This window comes from Pantoea sp. GABEPS69 (genome assembly GCF_045780835.1).
GTDB classification, from domain to species: Bacteria; Pseudomonadota; Gammaproteobacteria; order Enterobacterales; family Enterobacteriaceae; genus Pantoea; species Pantoea septica.
Genome location: NZ_CP118618.1, coordinates 388162 through 404449, shown reverse-complemented (window position 1 = coordinate 404449; position 16288 = coordinate 388162). Strand labels below are relative to the sequence as shown.

General features: G+C 58.2%; 15 protein-coding genes and 3 tRNA genes. 8 read left to right on the top strand and 10 right to left on the bottom strand.

The window, feature by feature from the left end:
• Positions 1-98 precede the first annotated feature (98 nt).
• The 4 genes from PVE98_RS01970 to orn form a co-directional block, all read right to left on the bottom strand.
• Positions 99-174, bottom strand: a tRNA-Gly gene (locus tag PVE98_RS01970).
• Positions 175-201: 27 nt separating this feature from the next.
• Positions 202-277: transfer RNA gene (locus PVE98_RS01965), tRNA-Gly, on the bottom strand.
• Positions 278-304: 27 nt separating this feature from the next.
• Positions 305-380: transfer RNA gene (locus PVE98_RS01960), tRNA-Gly, on the bottom strand.
• Between the two features lie 154 nt (positions 381-534).
• Positions 535-1083 (bottom strand): oligoribonuclease, encoded by a 549-nt coding sequence (orn, locus tag PVE98_RS01955; protein WP_033754827.1) that lies wholly within the window; start codon positions 1081-1083, stop codon positions 535-537.
• A 102-nt stretch (positions 1084-1185) separates the two neighbouring features.
• On the opposite strand from orn, the gene rsgA reads away from it, so the two are divergent.
• From rsgA to mscM, 3 genes are all read left to right on the top strand, one after another.
• Complete coding sequence (rsgA, locus tag PVE98_RS01950) at positions 1186-2229, top strand: small ribosomal subunit biogenesis GTPase RsgA (RefSeq protein ID WP_033754826.1); 1044 nt, start codon at positions 1186-1188, stop codon at positions 2227-2229.
• A gap of 137 nt (positions 2230-2366) precedes the next feature.
• A complete protein-coding gene (gene asd / locus PVE98_RS01945; RefSeq protein WP_033754823.1) occupies positions 2367-3263 on the top strand; it encodes an archaetidylserine decarboxylase in 897 nt (298 codons plus the stop codon).
• A 20-nt stretch (positions 3264-3283) separates the two neighbouring features.
• Positions 3284-6619: a miniconductance mechanosensitive channel MscM gene (gene mscM, locus PVE98_RS01940; RefSeq protein WP_096072125.1), complete on the top strand. Its 3336-nt coding sequence runs from the start codon at positions 3284-3286 to the stop codon at positions 6617-6619.
• 115 nt (positions 6620-6734) lie between these two features.
• Here mscM and mdh read toward each other — a convergent pair whose 3' ends face one another.
• Positions 6735-7673 (bottom strand): malate dehydrogenase, encoded by a 939-nt coding sequence (gene mdh / locus PVE98_RS01935; protein WP_333620601.1) that lies wholly within the window; start codon positions 7671-7673, stop codon positions 6735-6737.
• Between the two features lie 420 nt (positions 7674-8093).
• On the opposite strand from mdh, the gene argR reads away from it, so the two are divergent.
• The 4 genes from argR to yhcN (PVE98_RS01915) all read left to right on the top strand — a co-directional run bounded on the left by argR (position 8094) and on the right by yhcN (PVE98_RS01915) (position 10018).
• Entirely contained in the window at positions 8094-8564 is a 471-nt protein-coding gene (gene argR / locus PVE98_RS01930; protein ID WP_033754814.1) for a transcriptional regulator ArgR, read from the top strand.
• Between the two features lie 473 nt (positions 8565-9037).
• Positions 9038-9301, top strand: a complete 264-nt coding sequence (gene yhcN, locus PVE98_RS01925) for a peroxide/acid stress response protein YhcN (RefSeq protein WP_096072126.1) — start codon at positions 9038-9040, stop codon at positions 9299-9301.
• Between the two features lie 92 nt (positions 9302-9393).
• A complete protein-coding gene (locus PVE98_RS01920; RefSeq protein WP_033754810.1) occupies positions 9394-9660 on the top strand; it encodes a YdgH/BhsA/McbA-like domain containing protein in 267 nt (88 codons plus the stop codon).
• 94 nt (positions 9661-9754) lie between these two features.
• A complete protein-coding gene (gene yhcN / locus PVE98_RS01915; RefSeq protein WP_033754807.1) occupies positions 9755-10018 on the top strand; it encodes a peroxide/acid stress response protein YhcN in 264 nt (87 codons plus the stop codon).
• A gap of 61 nt (positions 10019-10079) precedes the next feature.
• Here the strand turns inward: yhcN (PVE98_RS01915) and PVE98_RS01910 are convergent, their stop codons facing one another.
• The 5 genes from PVE98_RS01910 to aaeX form a co-directional block, all read right to left on the bottom strand.
• Positions 10080-10349 (bottom strand): barstar family protein, encoded by a 270-nt coding sequence (locus PVE98_RS01910; protein ID WP_033754805.1) that lies wholly within the window; start codon positions 10347-10349, stop codon positions 10080-10082.
• Between the two features lie 50 nt (positions 10350-10399).
• On the bottom strand, positions 10400-11860 hold the full coding sequence (locus tag PVE98_RS01905; RefSeq protein ID WP_096072128.1) for an NAD-dependent succinate-semialdehyde dehydrogenase: 1461 nt from the start codon (positions 11858-11860) through the stop codon (positions 10400-10402).
• 112 nt (positions 11861-11972) lie between these two features.
• Positions 11973-13928 carry a p-hydroxybenzoic acid efflux pump subunit AaeB gene (gene aaeB, locus PVE98_RS01900; RefSeq protein WP_096072129.1) on the bottom strand — a complete coding sequence of 652 codons (1956 nt, stop codon included), beginning with the start codon at positions 13926-13928 and terminating at the stop codon, positions 11973-11975.
• Positions 13929-13939: 11 nt separating this feature from the next.
• Positions 13940-14872 (bottom strand): p-hydroxybenzoic acid efflux pump subunit AaeA, encoded by a 933-nt coding sequence (aaeA, locus tag PVE98_RS01895; RefSeq protein ID WP_096072130.1) that lies wholly within the window; start codon positions 14870-14872, stop codon positions 13940-13942.
• Positions 14873-14879: 7 nt separating this feature from the next.
• Positions 14880-15083: a p-hydroxybenzoic acid efflux pump operon protein AaeX gene (gene aaeX, locus PVE98_RS01890; RefSeq protein WP_033754795.1), complete on the bottom strand. Its 204-nt coding sequence runs from the start codon at positions 15081-15083 to the stop codon at positions 14880-14882.
• A 272-nt stretch (positions 15084-15355) separates the two neighbouring features.
• On the opposite strand from aaeX, the gene aaeR reads away from it, so the two are divergent.
• Positions 15356-16273, top strand: coding sequence for an HTH-type transcriptional activator AaeR (gene aaeR, locus PVE98_RS01885; RefSeq protein ID WP_033754793.1), 918 nt, complete (start codon positions 15356-15358; stop codon positions 16271-16273).
• Positions 16274-16288: the final 15 nt, after the last annotated feature.

The following is a 16288-nucleotide window of genomic DNA, read 5'->3' as shown; positions in this document are numbered from 1 at the left end:
AACACGGCTGGCGCGCTGTGGATAACCTGATAAGCGCAGCGTTACGCGGCGATCGTCAACGGCTCAACTAAGCGTATGATTATTAGTGATGTAAAATTTGGAGCGGGAAACGAGACTCGAACTCGCGACCCCGACCTTGGCAAGGTCGTGCTCTACCAACTGAGCTATTCCCGCACTGGAAAGGTACTGCTAAACAAATTTTGGAGCGGGAAACGAGACTCGAACTCGCGACCCCGACCTTGGCAAGGTCGTGCTCTACCAACTGAGCTATTCCCGCTTAGGAAAGGTACTGCTAATCAAATTTTGGAGCGGGAAACGAGACTCGAACTCGCGACCCCGACCTTGGCAAGGTCGTGCTCTACCAACTGAGCTATTCCCGCGCCTTGTACCGTTGTATAAATTCTTCATCGGTACGGGGTGCGCATTATACGAGAAATTATTGCTGCTGCAAGAGTCTAAAAGCAAAATTTTGCGCTTTCGATTCGTTTGCCGATTAAAGCAGCAACCTGCTGTTTTCCTGCGCACCTTTCAGGGCTAAAGCTGCAAAAAGTGCTCGCGGTAGTATGCCAGCTCGGCGACCGATTCGCGAATATCATCCAGCGCCTGATGCGTGCCCGCCTTTTTGAAGCCTGGCAGAATTTCCGGCTTCCAGCGACGCGCCAGCTCTTTTAAGGTGCTGACGTCGAGATAGCGATAGTGGAAGTAGGCTTCCAGCTCCGGCATGTATTTGAAAAGAAAGCGGCGATCCTGACCAATGCTGTTGCCGCAAATCGGCGAGCTGTTAGCAGGCACCCACTGTTTAAGGAATTCAATCGTCGCCAGTTCGGCGCGGCGATCGTCGAACTCGCTGGCTTTGACGCGCTCCACCAGCCCGCTCGCGGTATGGGTGCGCACGTTCCACTCGTCCATCAGCGCCAGCTGCGCATCGGACTGATGCACCGCCATGACTGGCCCTTCAGCCAGAATATTGAGATTCGCGTCGGTTACCAGCGTGGCAATCTCGATAATGCGGTCGCGCTCCGGATCCAGTCCGGTCATCTCCAGATCGATCCAAATCAGATTATTTTCATTTCCTGTCGCCATGCTTTTTCCCGCCGTAGCCGTAGTCGTCATCAAGAGTGAATAAGGTGTATCATAGACGTTTTGCCCAACCGGGCGAAGTCTGACGAAAGCCTGAGAGGATGCGTGAGCAAAAATAAACTGTCGAAAGGTCAACAACGTCGCGTCAGCGCTAACCATCAGCGTCGTCTGAACCAGCGCGATGCGCCGGAAGCTGACGACAATCTGTTCGGTGAAGCGGCGGAAGGCGTCGTGATCAGCCGTTTCGGCATGCACGCAGACGTCGAAGACCGCGCGGGCGAGGTGCATCGCTGCAACCTGCGCCGCACTATCCGTTCGCTGGTGACCGGCGATCGCGTCGTCTGGCGCCCGGCGCTCGGCGGCGGCAAAGGCATTGTCGAAGCGGTGCACGAGCGCAGCAGCGTGCTGACGCGTCCCGACTACTACGACGGGCTGAAGCCGATCGCCGCCAATATCGACCAGATCATTATCGTTTCGGCGATTTTGCCTGAGCTGTCGCTTAATATTATCGACCGCTATCTGGTGGCGAGCGAAACCCTGGGCATCGAACCGCTGCTGGTGCTGAACAAGACCGATCTGCTGGATGACGAGGCGCGCGCCTTCGTCGACCAGCAGATGGATATCTATCGCCGTATCGGCTATCGCGTGCTGATGGTCTCCAGCCATGCCAAAGCGGGCCTGGCGGATCTCGAAGCGGCCCTGACCGATCGCATCAGCATCTTCGCCGGACAGTCCGGCGTCGGCAAATCGAGCCTGCTGAACGCCCTGCTCGGCCTGGACGCGGCGGTGGAAACCGCCATCGTGACCAACGACGTCTCTGACGTTTCCGGGCTGGGCCAGCACACCACCACCGCGTCGCGCCTGTACCACTTTCCTCACGGCGGCGACGTGATCGATTCGCCGGGGGTGCGCGAGTTCGGCTTATGGCATCTTGAGCCGGAACAAATTACCCGCGGATTTGTCGAATTTCGTGAATTTCTCGGCAGTTGTAAGTTCCGCGACTGTAAGCACGGCAGCGATCCCGGCTGCGCTATCCGCGCCGCCGTCGAGGCGGGCCAGATAGACGTTTCGCGCTTCGACAACTATCACCGTATTCTGGAGAGCATGGCGCAGGTGAAAACGCGCAAGAATTTCTCCTCCAGCGAGTGATACTCGCTGCTTACCGCGGCATTGACCCTGCATCGCCTCTGTAACGGACGCGATCACGGGGAAATTCGCCATCTGACCGGGGCGCTGATATGATTCGCCCCCTTTTTGATTGACGCGAAACAAAGCCAGGAGGCTAAGTGTTTGATCGTGTAAAACTCGGCCTGAATCATGTACTGCCGAAAAAATGGTTAACGGAACTTGCCGGTTGGGGTGCCAGCCGTCGTGGCGGCTGGTTGACCAAACTGGTGATTGATATCTTCGTCTGGTTCTACAAAGTGGATATGTCGGAAGCGCGGAAGTCCGATACCGCCAGCTATCGCACCTTTAACGACTTCTTTGTGCGCCCGTTGAAAGATGACGCGCGTCCGGTCGATCCCGACGCGAACCTGATCGTGCTGCCTGCCGACGGCGCCATCAGCCAGCTGGGCCGCATCGAAGGCGACCAGATTTTCCAGGCGAAAGGCCATCACTATACGCTCGACGCGCTGCTGGCGGGTCAGGAAGCGATGGCGGCACAGTTCCGCGACGGCCATTTCGTCACCACTTACCTTGCGCCGCGCGACTACCACCGCGTGCATATGCCGTGCAACGGCATCCTGCGCGAGATGATCTACGTGCCGGGCGATCTCTACTCGGTGAACCCGCTGACGGCGCGCAATATCCCCAATTTGTTCGCGCGCAACGAACGCGTTATCTGCTATTTCGATACCGATATCGGTCCGATGGTGCAGATCCTCGTGGGCGCCACTATCGTCGGCAGCATCGAAACCAGCTGGGCCGGCACCATTACGCCGCCACGCGAAGGGGTGATCAAACGCTGGCACTATCCGGCTGCGGATAGCGAAGGCGCCGTTGTGCTGCTGAAAGGCCAGGAGATGGGCCGCTTTAAGCTCGGCTCCACCGTGATTAATCTGTTCGCGCCGGGACGCGTGAAGCTGGCAGAGAGCCTGGAAGCTGAAAGCAAGACCCGCCTCGGTCAGCCGCTGGCTATCGCGCTGCCGCAGACCGACCCCGTCGACGTTATCGCCGACTAACCGCTGAGAGTGTTTTTGCTGTGCGATCGTTTCTCATCCTGCTGCTGAGCCTCTGGCTCAGCACCTCAGCGCTGGCGGCCACCGTGCCGGACGCCAGCCAACTTAAACAGGCGCTGGACGAGGCGAAAGCGGCAAAAAGCTCTCCCGCGCAGGCGGAGCAGGTGCAGTCTCTTGAGGCTGCCCTCAACTATCTTTCCGAACGCGATGCGTCGCTGGAGCGCGCAAAGCAGTATCAGCAGGTCATCGACGACTTCCCCCGCCTCGCGCGCGAACTGCGCCAGCAAATCACCTCGCTAGACGACGGCAGCAAAAGCGTGCGCAGCACCAGCAGCATGAGCAGCGCTCAGCTCGATCAGGAGATCCTGCAGGTCAGCAGCCAGCTGCTGGAAGAGGGCCGCCAGGCGCAGCAGGAGCAGGACCGCGCCCGCGAGATCAGCGACTCGCTGTCGCAGCTCCCGCAGCAGCAAACCGACGCGCGCCGGGCGATGACCGAAAGCGATCGCCGCTTGCAGAGCGGATCCGCCGCCGCCTCGCCGCAGAGCCAGGCGCAGATTTGGGCGCGCCAGGCGGAAAACGCGGTCAATAAAGCACGCGTGGACGAGCTGGAGCTGGCGCAGCTCTCCGCCAACAATCGTCAGGAGCTGGCGCGCATGCGCGCCGATCTGCATCAGCGCAAAGCGGCGCAGCTCGACAACTATCTGCAGGCGCTGCGCAATCAGTTAAACGAACAGCGTCAGCGCGAGGCGGAGCTGGCGCTGGCGCGCACCGAACAGCTGGCGGAAAACAGCGGCGACCTGCCGCCCATTATCAGCGATCAGTTTCGCGTTAACCGCGACCTTTCCGCCGCTCTGAATCAGCAGGCGCAGCGCATGGATCTGGTGGCCTCTCAGCAGCGGCTGGCGACCAATCAGATTATCCAGGTGCGTCAGGCGCTGGGCACTCTGCGCGAACAGTCACAGTGGCTCGGCGCTTCCAATCTGCTGGGCGAAGCGCTGCGCGCGCAGGTGGCGCGACTGCCTGATATGCCTAAGTCGCAGCAGATCGATAACGAAATGGCGCAGCTGCGCGTGCAGCGCCTGCGCTACGAGGACCTGCTGCAGCAGCAGGAAACGCTGCGCAAAGCGCATCAGCCCGACGGACAGCCCTTCAGCGCCGAACAGCGCCGTATTCTGGATGCGCAGTTGAAAACCCAGCGCGAGCTGCTTAATTCGCTGATCTCCGGCTGCGATACGCTGATCCTCGAGATTACCAAGCTCAAGGTCGCCAATACCCAGCTGCAGGATGCGCTGACCGACGTGAAAGACGCCACCCACCGCTACCTGTTCTGGACGGCTGACATCAGTGCGATCGGCCTGAACTATCCGGTGGAAGTGGCGCGGGATCTGTCGCGCCTCCTGTCGCTCGATACCCTGGGCCAGCTGGGCAAAGCGCTGGCGATGATGGTCACCAGTCGCGAGACCGTGCTGCCCTTGATCGGCGCGGTGCTGCTGGTCGGCTTCAGCCTCAGAACGCGCCGCCATTTCAACGCCTTCCTGGCGCGCTCGGCGAGCAAGGTGGGCAAAGTTACGCAGGATCGCTTTCGTCTGACGGTGCGCACCGTTTTCTGGTCGATTCTGGTGGCGCTGCCGCTGCCGGTGCTCTGGGCGGCGCTCGGCTATGGGCTACAGCACGCCTGGCCCTACCCTATCGCGGTGGCGTTCGGCGACGGCATTACGGCGACGCTGCCGCTGCTGTGGGCCTTTATGATCAGCGCCGCGTTCGCCCGGCCGAACGGCCTGTTCGTGGTGCATTTTCGCTGGCCGCAAACCCGCGTGGCGCGCGCGACCCGCTACTACTCGCTGACTATCGGCTTGATCGTTCCGCTGATTATGCTGCTGATCGCCTTCGCCAATATGGAGGATCGCCAGTTTTCCGCTTCGCTTGGCCGACTCTGCTTTATCCTGATCTGCGGCGCGCTGTCGATCGTGACCGTGAGCCTGAAGCGCGCCGGCATCCCGCTCTATCTGGATAAAGAGGGCAACGGCGAGAATCTGGTGAACCGCGTGCTGTGGAACCTGATGATCGCCATTCCGCTGGCGGCCGCCCTCGCCTCGATGATCGGCTATCTGGCGACCGCGCAGGCGCTGCTGGCGCGACTGGAGACCTCTGTCGCTATCTGGTTCCTGCTGCTGGTGATCTACCACATTATCCGCCGCTGGATGCTGATCCAGCGTCGGCGCATCGCCTTTGACCGCGCGCGTCAGCGCCGTGCCGATATGCTGGCCAACCGTGCGCGTCACGAGGACGAAAAAGAGTCCGCCGCGCAAAACGGCGAGGTCGACGTAGATGAGCCGATTATCGACCTCGACGCCATCAGCGCGCAGTCGCTGCGGCTGGTGCGTTCGATCCTTACCCTGATTGCGCTGGTGTCGGTGATCGTGCTCTGGTCGGAGATTCATTCCGCCTTCGGCTTTCTCGAGAATATTCGTCTGTGGGACGTCAGCACCACGGTGCAGGGCGTGGAGAGCATTCAGCCTATTACGCTGGGCTCGGTGCTGATTGCGATTCTGGTGCTGATTATCACCACCCAGCTGGTGCGCAATATGCCCGCGCTACTGGAGCTGGCGCTGCTGCAGCACCTTAATCTGACGCCCGGCACCGGTTACGCCATTACCACGCTGACCAAGTATGTGCTGATGCTGGTCGGCGGCCTGATTGGCTTCTCAATGATCGGTATCGAGTGGTCGAAGCTGCAGTGGCTGGTTGCCGCGCTCGGTGTGGGACTCGGTTTTGGTCTGCAGGAGATTTTCGCCAACTTTATTTCCGGCCTGATTATCCTGTTCGAAAAGCCGATCCGTATCGGCGATACCGTAACCATCCGCGATCTGACCGGCAGCATTACGCGCATCAATACGCGCGCCACCACCATTATCGACTGGGACCGCAAAGAGATTATCGTACCGAACAAGGCCTTTATTACCGAGCAGTTCGTCAACTGGTCGCTGTCCGACTCGGTGACGCGCGTGGTGCTGACTATTCCTGCGCCCGCGCATGTGGACAGCGAAGAGGTGACGACGGTGCTGAGACAGGCGTGCGAACGCTGCAGCTATGTACTGGACGTGCCAGCGCCGGATGTCTTCCTGGTCGATCTGCAGCAGGGCATTCAGCTGTTCGAGCTGCGTATCCACGCGGCGGAGATGGGCCACCGCATGCCGCTGCGTCACGAGCTGCATCAGCTGATCCTGAAAGGCTTTGCCGAGCACGGCATCGAAATGCCCTTCCCGCCTTTCCAGGTGCGTATGGAGACGCTGGGCAAGAAGACGCCAGCCAGCAACGGCACGCCGGCAGCGCGCACCTTTAAATCTGGCGGTCTGTAGCGCGGCGGTGAACGGGTAAAGGCGCGTAATGAAGGGAAGTGGAAAGCGGTTCGCACGCTGCAGAGGCCCGTTAAGCCGGGCCTCTTCAGCGGGGAAAAGAGTCTGAACGCAGCGCTTACTGCTTCACAAACTCCTCGCCCTGCGCGATATCTTTCTTCAGCGTCTCCAGCATGCCGTTTAGCGCCTGCTGTTCAAAATCGCTCAGCGCGCCGATAGCGCGCCGCTCGGCGATGCCGTTCTTGCCCAGCAGCAGCGGCTGCGAGAAGAAGCGGGCGTACTCGCCGTCACCCTCTACGTAAGCGCACTCCACTACGTTCGCCTCGCCCTGCAGGGCGCGCACCAGCGACAAGCCAAAGCGCGCCGCGGCCTGGCCCATCGACAGCGTCGCGGATCCGCCGCCCGCTTTAGCTTCGACCACTTCCGTCCCGGCATTCTGGATACGTTTCGTCAGGCTGGCGACCTCGTCGTCGCTAAAGCTCACGCCTTTCACCTGCGACAGCAGCGGCAGGATAGTCACGCCCGAGTGGCCGCCGATGACCGGCACCTCAATCTCGTCTGGCTGCTTGCCTTTCAGCTCGGCGACAAAGGTATTGGCGCGGATAATATCCAGCGTAGTAACGCCGAACAGGCGATTTTTGTCATAAACGCCGTGCTTTTTCAGCACGTCGGCAGCGATCGCCACCGTGGTATTGACCGGGTTGGTAATAATGCCAATAAGCGCTTTAGGCGCGGTTTGCGCCACCTGCTCGATCAGGTTGCGCACGATGCCTGCGTTAACGTTAAAGAGATCGGCGCGATCCATGCCCGGCTTACGCGCGACGCCTGCCGAGATCAGGATGACGTCCGCACCGTGCAGCGCAGGCGTCGCGTCTTCGCCGCTAAAGCCCTGGATTTTAACCGCGGTAGGAATATGACTGAGATCTACCGCTAGGCCGGGCGTCACCGGCGCAATATCATAGAGCGTGAGTTCGGAACCCGCCGGAAGCTGGGTTTTTAACAGAAGGGCGAGCGCCTGACCGATTCCGCCAGCAGCGCCAAGAACGGCAACTTTCATTCTGTACTCCTTATTAAGGTGGGGCAGAGTAGAGCCGAATTTCCATCTGTGTCCAGACCTGAATCAACTTCTCAGACGATGACAAACCCACTGTTCATTATGCGTGCAGCAGCACTTAATCTTTTGGGTTGCTACTTTGTCAGCACAACGCGCCTGAATGACCGACAACGATGTCGATGGCAGATAGAGCACGGCCGTGATAGCTATCCATATGACACCTCAATTGTATAACAATTCTGCAACCTTCGCTTTTCCTGCTCTTGCGTCGTTTTGGTCTGCGCAAAAAATTTTGTTATCATTGCCGCCCGCAACCTGCGGCGCCCGCCTTTTTTATCGACTAATTGCATAAAAATTCATTCATATGCATAATAATGTATCTGCCGTCGGCGGGCGTTCGGCATTTTTCTTTACTGGTAGCTTATGCGAAACCCATCTAAACAAGACGAATTGATTAAAGCGTTTAAAGCCTTGTTAAAACAAGAGAAATTCAGCTCTCAAGGCGAGATAGTACAGGCGCTGCAGGAGGAAGGCTTCGACAATATCAATCAGTCGAAGGTGTCTCGTATGCTGACTAAATTCGGCGCGGTGCGCACGCGTAACGCCAAAATGGAGATGGTTTACTGTCTGCCGGCGGAACTGGGTGTGCCGACGACCACCAGCCCGTTAAAAAATCTGGTGCTGGATATCGACTATAACGATGCGCTGATCGTTATTCGCACCAGTCCTGGCGCAGCGCAGCTGATTGCCCGTCTGCTTGACTCCCTGGGTAAAGCGGAAGGCATTCTCGGTACTATCGCCGGCGACGATACGATATTTATTACGCCCGCGCGTGCCTTTACCGTCAAAAAGCTGCACGGCGCGCTTCTTACCGTCTTTGAACAAGAGCTGTAACCCGCGTCGTTGACCGGCAGTCGCGCTGCCGGTCGCCTTACCTGCCCCGTCAGCCATTTCATATCCTGCTTATCCAGTCCGTTAACTTATTCTATTTCCAGCTGACGCCCTGAACGGCTATGGTCATACCTTTCTGCCTGCTTAACCTTTCGCACTATTTTACGCTGCTTTACACTACGCGATTAGCGATAATGCCCAGATCCAAATCAATAACCAGCCACATCCACCACGACCTTTCGCACAAAAAGTTAAAGCAACTTAATATACTGTTTTTAAAACCATTTTTGTCTAAATGCCGCTTTTTCACGCACTTTTTATAACTATAAAGAATAAAAAAGAGCCATAAGGATAAAGAATCACAACAAAACATTATTAGGCAGATATTAATTTCAGACGTTATTAGTTCTATACTTCTTTTCGTGACGCAAATCACATCAAACAAAAAGACAAAAACAGACGACGAGGAAATATATATGAACGTTAAAACTACTATCGCAACCCTGAGTATTCTATCTGTTCTGTCATTCGGCGCTTTTGCAGCAGAATCCGTTAATGCGCAGCAGGCTCAAAATCTGCAGTCTATCGGCTCAGTAAGCGTAAGCGGCGTGGCCGGTTCTCCCATGCAGATTAAAGAAGAGCTGAACGCGAAGGCAGAGCAGAAAGGCGCCAGCGCCTACCGCGTAATCGAGGCTTATAACAACGGCAACTACCACGCTACTGCCGAGCTGTATAAATAAGCGCGGTAGTCAGACGTCGTTGGACGGGCGACCTTATTGAAGCGCGCATTGCGCATCGGGTGGCCTTATCGATGAATTCAGGAGAGTAGACCATGAAAACCAAATCACTTATCGCTTTAGCCGCTCTGACCGCCGCGCTGTCGTTTGGCGCTAGCGCAGCCAGTCTGGTATCGAATCAACAGGCCGAAACGCTGCAGCCGCTGAACCAGACCATTAGCATCAGTGGTCATGACGGCGATCAGACCAATATCCGTCAGGCGCTTTCTCAGAAAGCCGACGCGCAGGGCGCAAGCCATTACCGCATTATCGAGAACAACCAGGACGACACCTACCACGTCACGGCTGAGCTCTACAAATAATTAACCGATCGGGCGCCCACGCGACGCCTGCTCTATCGACGACCCGCATCATGATGTCAACCGCAGGTTGTTGATTGTAATGAGGAGACGAACAATGAAAATCAAAACAACCATCGCAACCGTTAGCCTGCTTTCCGTAATCGCATTCGGCGCTCAGGCAGCGCAGCTGATTACCGGTGACCAGGCGCAGAACATGCAGCCTGCGGGGACAGTGACAATCAGTGGTACAGCGGGCTCGCCGATGGACTACCGCGCGCAGCTTTCGCAGAAAGCCGATGAACAAGGCGCCAGCGCCTATAAAGTGATCGAAGCGCGCACCGGCGACAGCTACCACTTCACTGCTGAACTCTATAAGTAATTCCTCGTCAACAACTGCTGACGAACCCTTTGGCTCCGCTTGTCGGGGCCCTTTTTGTGGGTTACTTAATATTAAAGCGGAGCTGGCCTTCCAGCTCCTCTTCTGCCTCATCAAATAACAGGATCAGCGCGCCATAGCGTCGTTTCTGCCCCTTTCCCAGATTGATAAATTCAATTTCCAGTGGCATCGTCAGCTCTTCGCCGGTGAGTACGTCCCATAATGCATCCAGGTCGCCAATACGATAAATGTTCAGGGCGAAACGCTCGCTGAACTGGCGGAAAAAATGCGACTGGTCGACAATCTCGTTAAAGTCGAAACGCTCGGTTTTCATAGTGAAGGCTCCTGTCCTTCCTCACCGGGCGGCGCGAGGCCGCCCGCGCATTAGCTTTCGCTCAGGCCGCCGATATGCAGCGCCTTGACCTCCAGATACTCTTCCAGGCCAAGCACCGAACCTTCGCGCCCCAGCCCCGACTCTTTTACGCCGCCAAACGGCGCCAGCTCGGTCGACACCGCGCATTCGTTAATGCCGATCATGCCGCTTTCCAGCGCGGCGGAAACGCGAAAGACGCGCTGCAGGTTCTGCGTATAAAAGTAGGCCGCAAGGCCGAACGCGGTGTCGTTAGCGCGACGAATGACCTCCTGCTCGTCGCTAAAGCGGAAGCAGGCTGCGACCGGACCGAAGGTCTCTTCCTTCGCCAGCATCATCGCTTCGTGCGCGTCGGCGATCACCGTCGGTTGCCAGAAGTTGCCGCCCAGCGCATGACGTTCGCCGCCGGTGACGATCCGTCCGCCTTTTGCTTTGGCGTCCTTAACGTGCTCTTCCACTTTATCCACGGCGGACGCTTCGATCAGCGGCCCCACGACCACGCCCTCTTCGATGCCGTTGCCGACCTTGAGCTTTTTCACTTCCTCAGCCAGCTGGTTGACAAAACGGTCGTACACGGCGTCGTGGATATAGAAGCGGTTGACGCTGACGCAGACCTGGCCGGCGTTGCGGAATTTATTGGCGATGGCGCCTTTAACCGCCGCGTCGATATCCGCATCCTCAAAAACGATATAGGGCGCGTTGCCGCCCAGCTCCATCGACACCTTTTTCATGGTGTCGGCGGCGTTGCGCACCAGCGTTTTGCCGACCGCGGTCGAGCCGGTGAAAGAAATTTTACGCACCGCCTTGCTGGCCATAATCGCATCGCTGATGGCGTGGGTATCGCCGGCCACCGCGTTAAGCACGCCGTCCGGCACGCCCGCTTTTTTCGCCAGCGCCAGCAGCGCAAACGCGCTCAGCGGCGTGTTGTTTGCCGGCTTGATAATGCCGGTGCAGCCTGCCGCCAGCGCGGGTCCGAGCTTGCGCGTCAGCATCGCCATGGGAAAGTTCCACGGCGTGATCGCGGCAACGACGCCGATCGGCTCGCGCGTAGCAAGAATGCGCGAGCCGGGTTTGGCCGGCGGAATGATTTCGCCGTTAGCGCGCTTCGCCTGCTCGGCAAACCACTGAATAAAGCTGGCGGCGTATTCCACCTCGCCTTCCGCCTCTTTCAAAGGCTTGCCCTGTTCAGCAGTCATCAGCTGCGCCAGCCAGGCTTTGTTGTCGATCATCAGCTGATACCAGCGATAGAGGATCTCGGAACGCGCTTTGGCGGTCTGCGCGCGCCAGGCGGGGAAAGCGCGCTCGGCGGCGGCGATTGCCTGTTCGGTTTCGGCCTTGCCCGCCTTCGCCACGGCGGCCAGCACTTCGCCGGTAGCAGGGTTCAACACATCAAAGGTGGCGGCGGCGCGATGCCATTCGCCATCGGCCAGATAGCCGGTCTGAAAAAATTCGCTGTCGTGCAGTGGGGTCGTCATAGGGTCGCTCCTGTCAGTTTCTCTTCCTGTCAGAAAAGTATAGATGGCAAAAGCGAGCGTTTTAGGGAAGGCGTGGCACTGGAGCGGCCGCTGCGTCGGACAGCGGCCAGATTCAGATTTGGATGAGGGTGTTCTGGTATTTGCTGAGCATATCGGCAAGGCGCTTCACCGGCTCGGTGACGCTGAGCGGCGCATCGTACTGTACCAGCTTCTGCTGATAGACCTCGAACTCCGCCAGCAGCTGTTCAAAGTAATGGCGCCGTTTCTCATCGCTGCGCGCTGAAATCACGCGATCCGCCGTAGCGCGCAGCTGGCGATGGAAGGCCGACAGGTCGGCGTTGACCGGCACGTCCGCACTGCGCAACCGCTGATGGCCGATAATCAGCGTCAGCGCGATGCGATATTTGTCGATATCGCCGGGAAACAGGTTCAGCAGCATAAACAGCTGTTGATAGAGCGCGGGAAGATGGTTTTCGCGACGGCGCGCCTGGTTGGTGGTCAGCGCCGACACCGCAGCATACATAAAGCGGTTCAGCAGCTTACGTCCGGTGCGCGCTTTCGATTTGTCGCGAATAAGCAGGATGACCATCAGTGCGACGAAAGCACCGATCATCTGCCCCAGCACGTTGTCGATGAACACGCTCAGGTGGAAGGTCATAGGATTATCCAGAACCAGCACGTTGATGGTACCGGCCAGCGCACCGAGCGTGCCCAGCTGACGACGCTGTATCAGGATGCCGCTAATGAAGCCGAGCAGACCGATGGCGATGCAGAGCAGCAGCACGCTCTGCTGGGTGCTGGGCAGCAGGTACATAAAATAGAACGAGCTAAGCGGCACCGCAAAAATCATACCGTAGAAGAAATCCTTCGCCATCATCAGCGGATTCGGCACGCGCATCGCCAGCGCGGTGATCACCGCCAGCATTACCATACAGCCGCTGCCGGAGGTCCAGCCGGTATAGAGCCAGAACAACGAGCCGAGGGCCGTGGCGACAAAGGTGCGGATACCGTTAATCATCGCGTGATGGGTTTCAGCAGAGCGCGCCTGGATAACGATTTCGCGCTCGAGAATGCCCTCTTCCAGCGTCGTGATGCGGCTGTTGCTTTTAATCCCTTTCAGCAGCAGCAAATATTCTGTCGCCGCGCCGACCCAGCTCGCCAGCGTCACGGGCGCCTTGCCCTCTTCACTGGCGCCAATCACCCGCCGCATCACCTTCATGCGCCGATGCACGTCGGCAACGCTTTCTGCCTTCTTCTCTATCAGCAGACGATACTGCGAAGGAATATATTCCGGGCGCGAATTTTGAATGAGGAAGGTTTCCGCCGCCTGGGTAATCATGGTCAGCGACAGCGTGTTGAGCATTTGCAGCCGGCGGTTGGCGTTTTGCCAGCGCGACGACTCCATCATCAGTTGGCCGCGCATGGTGCCGAGCGCCGAGGTACGGCGCACCAGCGCGCTCCACGCCTTGTCGACCTCCTCTTTATCTTCATGCGCCACGCAGAGCTGCAGCAGGCGATAATGCGCCACCAGCAGCGCATCGACTTCGCTGTCGATGACCTTTTTAATCGAGCGCGGCGAGAAGATCATATCCGCCAGAATGGCGCAGAGAATGCCGAGCACAATCTCGCTGCAACGTTCAACCGCAAACTGCGGCACCAGCGTCAGGCCATTGTTGGCGTCGGCGGTCACCACGATAATCAGCGCGGTATAGCCCGCCAGCCCCAGCGCATAGGAGTTTTCAACTTTGATTAGCGAGGAGAGCCAGACGCAGACGCCCGCCCAGATGCAGCAGAGCAGCAGCATTACCATCGGCGCGCGCACCGTAGCGATCATAATGGTCAGCGCGGCGATACAGCCGATAAAGGTGCCGATAATACGCAGCACGCCGCGATAGCGCAGCGCGCCGGAGTAGGGATCGCCACCGGCGACGAAAGCGGTGCCGCCCGCGACGATGCCGGCGGTCATCACCGCCCAGCGAGGCGTTTCAAGGTTAAGATGAAAGCCGATCATCAGCGCCGCCACCAGCGCGAAGGTCAGCTTAATCGGGAAACGCAGGAACTCGATCATATCGGCCCCGCTTAACCAAACTCACGCAGGCGATTGAAGAGACGCGACATCGGCGACACCTGCGTATCGGCGCGATCGCTCTGGCCGGTGATCACCACGGTCGCGGTGGTGCCCGCCGGGAAGCGGTTGCCGGGCTGCTGATCGAGACGAATGCGCACCGGGACGCGCTGCGCCAGGCGTACCCACTCAAGGTTGGAGTCCACGGTCGCCATGCCTTTGCTGTCGACCGAGCTGCTGCTGTTGGTTACGCCAGCGGCGACGCTGTCGACGGTGCCGCGCAGCACCACGTTGCTGCCGAGCGGCGTCACTTCGGCGCGATAGCCCGGCTCGACGCCGTGCAGCTTGGTCTCTTCCAGATAGGCCAGCACGTAGAAAGAGTGCTGCTGCACCAGCGCCACCGCGACGGAGCCGCGGGTAATGAACTCGCCTTCATAGACGTTGAGGTTGGTTACCCAGCCGTCGGACGGCGCGGTGATGGCGGTGCGATCCAGATCGATCTTCGCCAGATCGCGCGTGGCGATCGATTTCGCCAGCTGATGTTCCGTGGTCTGCAGATCGTTGTTCGCCTGGTCGATCGCTTCGCGCGACATCGCCGAGGTGCCCAGCTGATTGCGGCGCGCCGCCTCACGACGTTTTTCGCTGACCAGCGTCTGATAGTACTCGACGTCGGCCTGCGCCTGATCCAGCGCTTTTTGATAGCGCGGACGATCCACGACAAAAAGGGTATCGCCCTTTTTCACCAGCTGGTTGTCATGTACAGGCACGTCGGTAATCAAACCCGTCACGTCCGGCGAAATCGCCACGACATCCGCCGCGAATTTAGCGTCGCGCGTCCACGGCGACTCGGTGTAAAACACCCAGGCGCGAAAGATGATAACAATAGCGATGATAACCAGCAGGATAGTAATCGCGTAACGCGCGATTTTTCTTATTAGCGATTTCACTTAAACCTCAGACGAATAGACGGGATACCAGGTAAAACACACAGCAGTAGAGCGCCGTGTTAAAAAGCGCCGGATGCCACACGAGATCGTAGATACCGCTTGGCGTCAGCAGTCGTTTCACCAACCAGAACAGCATTAGCGAGACGATTAATTCAATGAAGATGGGCGGGAAAGAGAGCCCAAATACGACAAAAACCGGAAGCACACTCATCAGGGATCCTTAGTACGACCTTGCCGGGATGATCCTTAGCCTGCCCGGCTGCAAGCCGCAACGGCTGGGTGGCGGATGACAGCATCCGAACCACTGCTGAGTAAATAATAGCGTATCATCGGGCGGCAACAGACGTTTTGCAGCAGGTCGGCTTAACCCTTCCCGGGCAAAAGCGAATCACCGGGGAATACCCGGGCGCGCATATAGTAACGCGCCTGACTATACGTTTTCTACAGAATGTGAGCTAAATCACTTTTTAACCAGAGTAAACAATGGAACGACTGAAAGGCATGTCAATTTTCGCCAAAGTGGTTGAATTAGGTTCTTTTACCGCCGCCGCACGCCAGCTTCACCTCAGCGTTTCGTCTATCAGTCAGATTGTGGCGAAACTGGAAGATGAGCTACAGGTTAAGCTGCTGAACCGCAGCACGCGCAGCATCGGTCTGACCGAGGCGGGAAAAATTTATTATCAGGGCTGTCGCCGCATGCTGGCTGAGGCCACGCAGGTGCACGAGCAGCTCTACGCCTTCAACAATACGCCGGTCGGCACGCTGCGCATCGGCAGCTCCTCTACCATGGCGCAAAACGTCCTCGCCGAAATGACCAGCAATATGCTGCGCGAGTACCCTGGCCTGAGCGTGAATCTGGTGGCGGGCATTCCGGCGCCGGATCTGATCGCCGACGGGCTCGATTTAGTGATTCGCGTAGGCGCGCTAAAGGACTCCAGCCTTTTTTCTCGCCGCCTCGGCGCGATGCCGATGGTGGTGTGCGCGGCGAAAAGCTATCTGCAGCAGCACGGCGCGCCAGAGAAGCCGGCCGACGTCGATAACTTCGCCTGGCTTGAGTACAGCGTGCGTCCCGATAACAATTTCGAGCTGATCGCGCCCGAAGGACTGGTTTCGCGCCTCTCGCCGCAGGGCCGTTTCGTCACCAACGATTCGCTAACGCTAATCCGCTGGCTCAAGGCTGGCAACGGCATCGCCTATGTGCCGATGATGTGGGTGATTGAGGAGATTAACGCAGGGGAGATCGATATTCTTTTCCCGCAGTATCAGTCCGATCCGCGTCCGGTTTATGCGCTTTATACCGAAAAGGATAAGCTGCCGCTGAAGGTGCAGGTGTGCATCGACTATCTCACGGAGTATTTCCAGCAGGTAGCGGAGCAGTATCAGCAGCATCGCGCCAGCTGACGGCCTGCGCCGTGC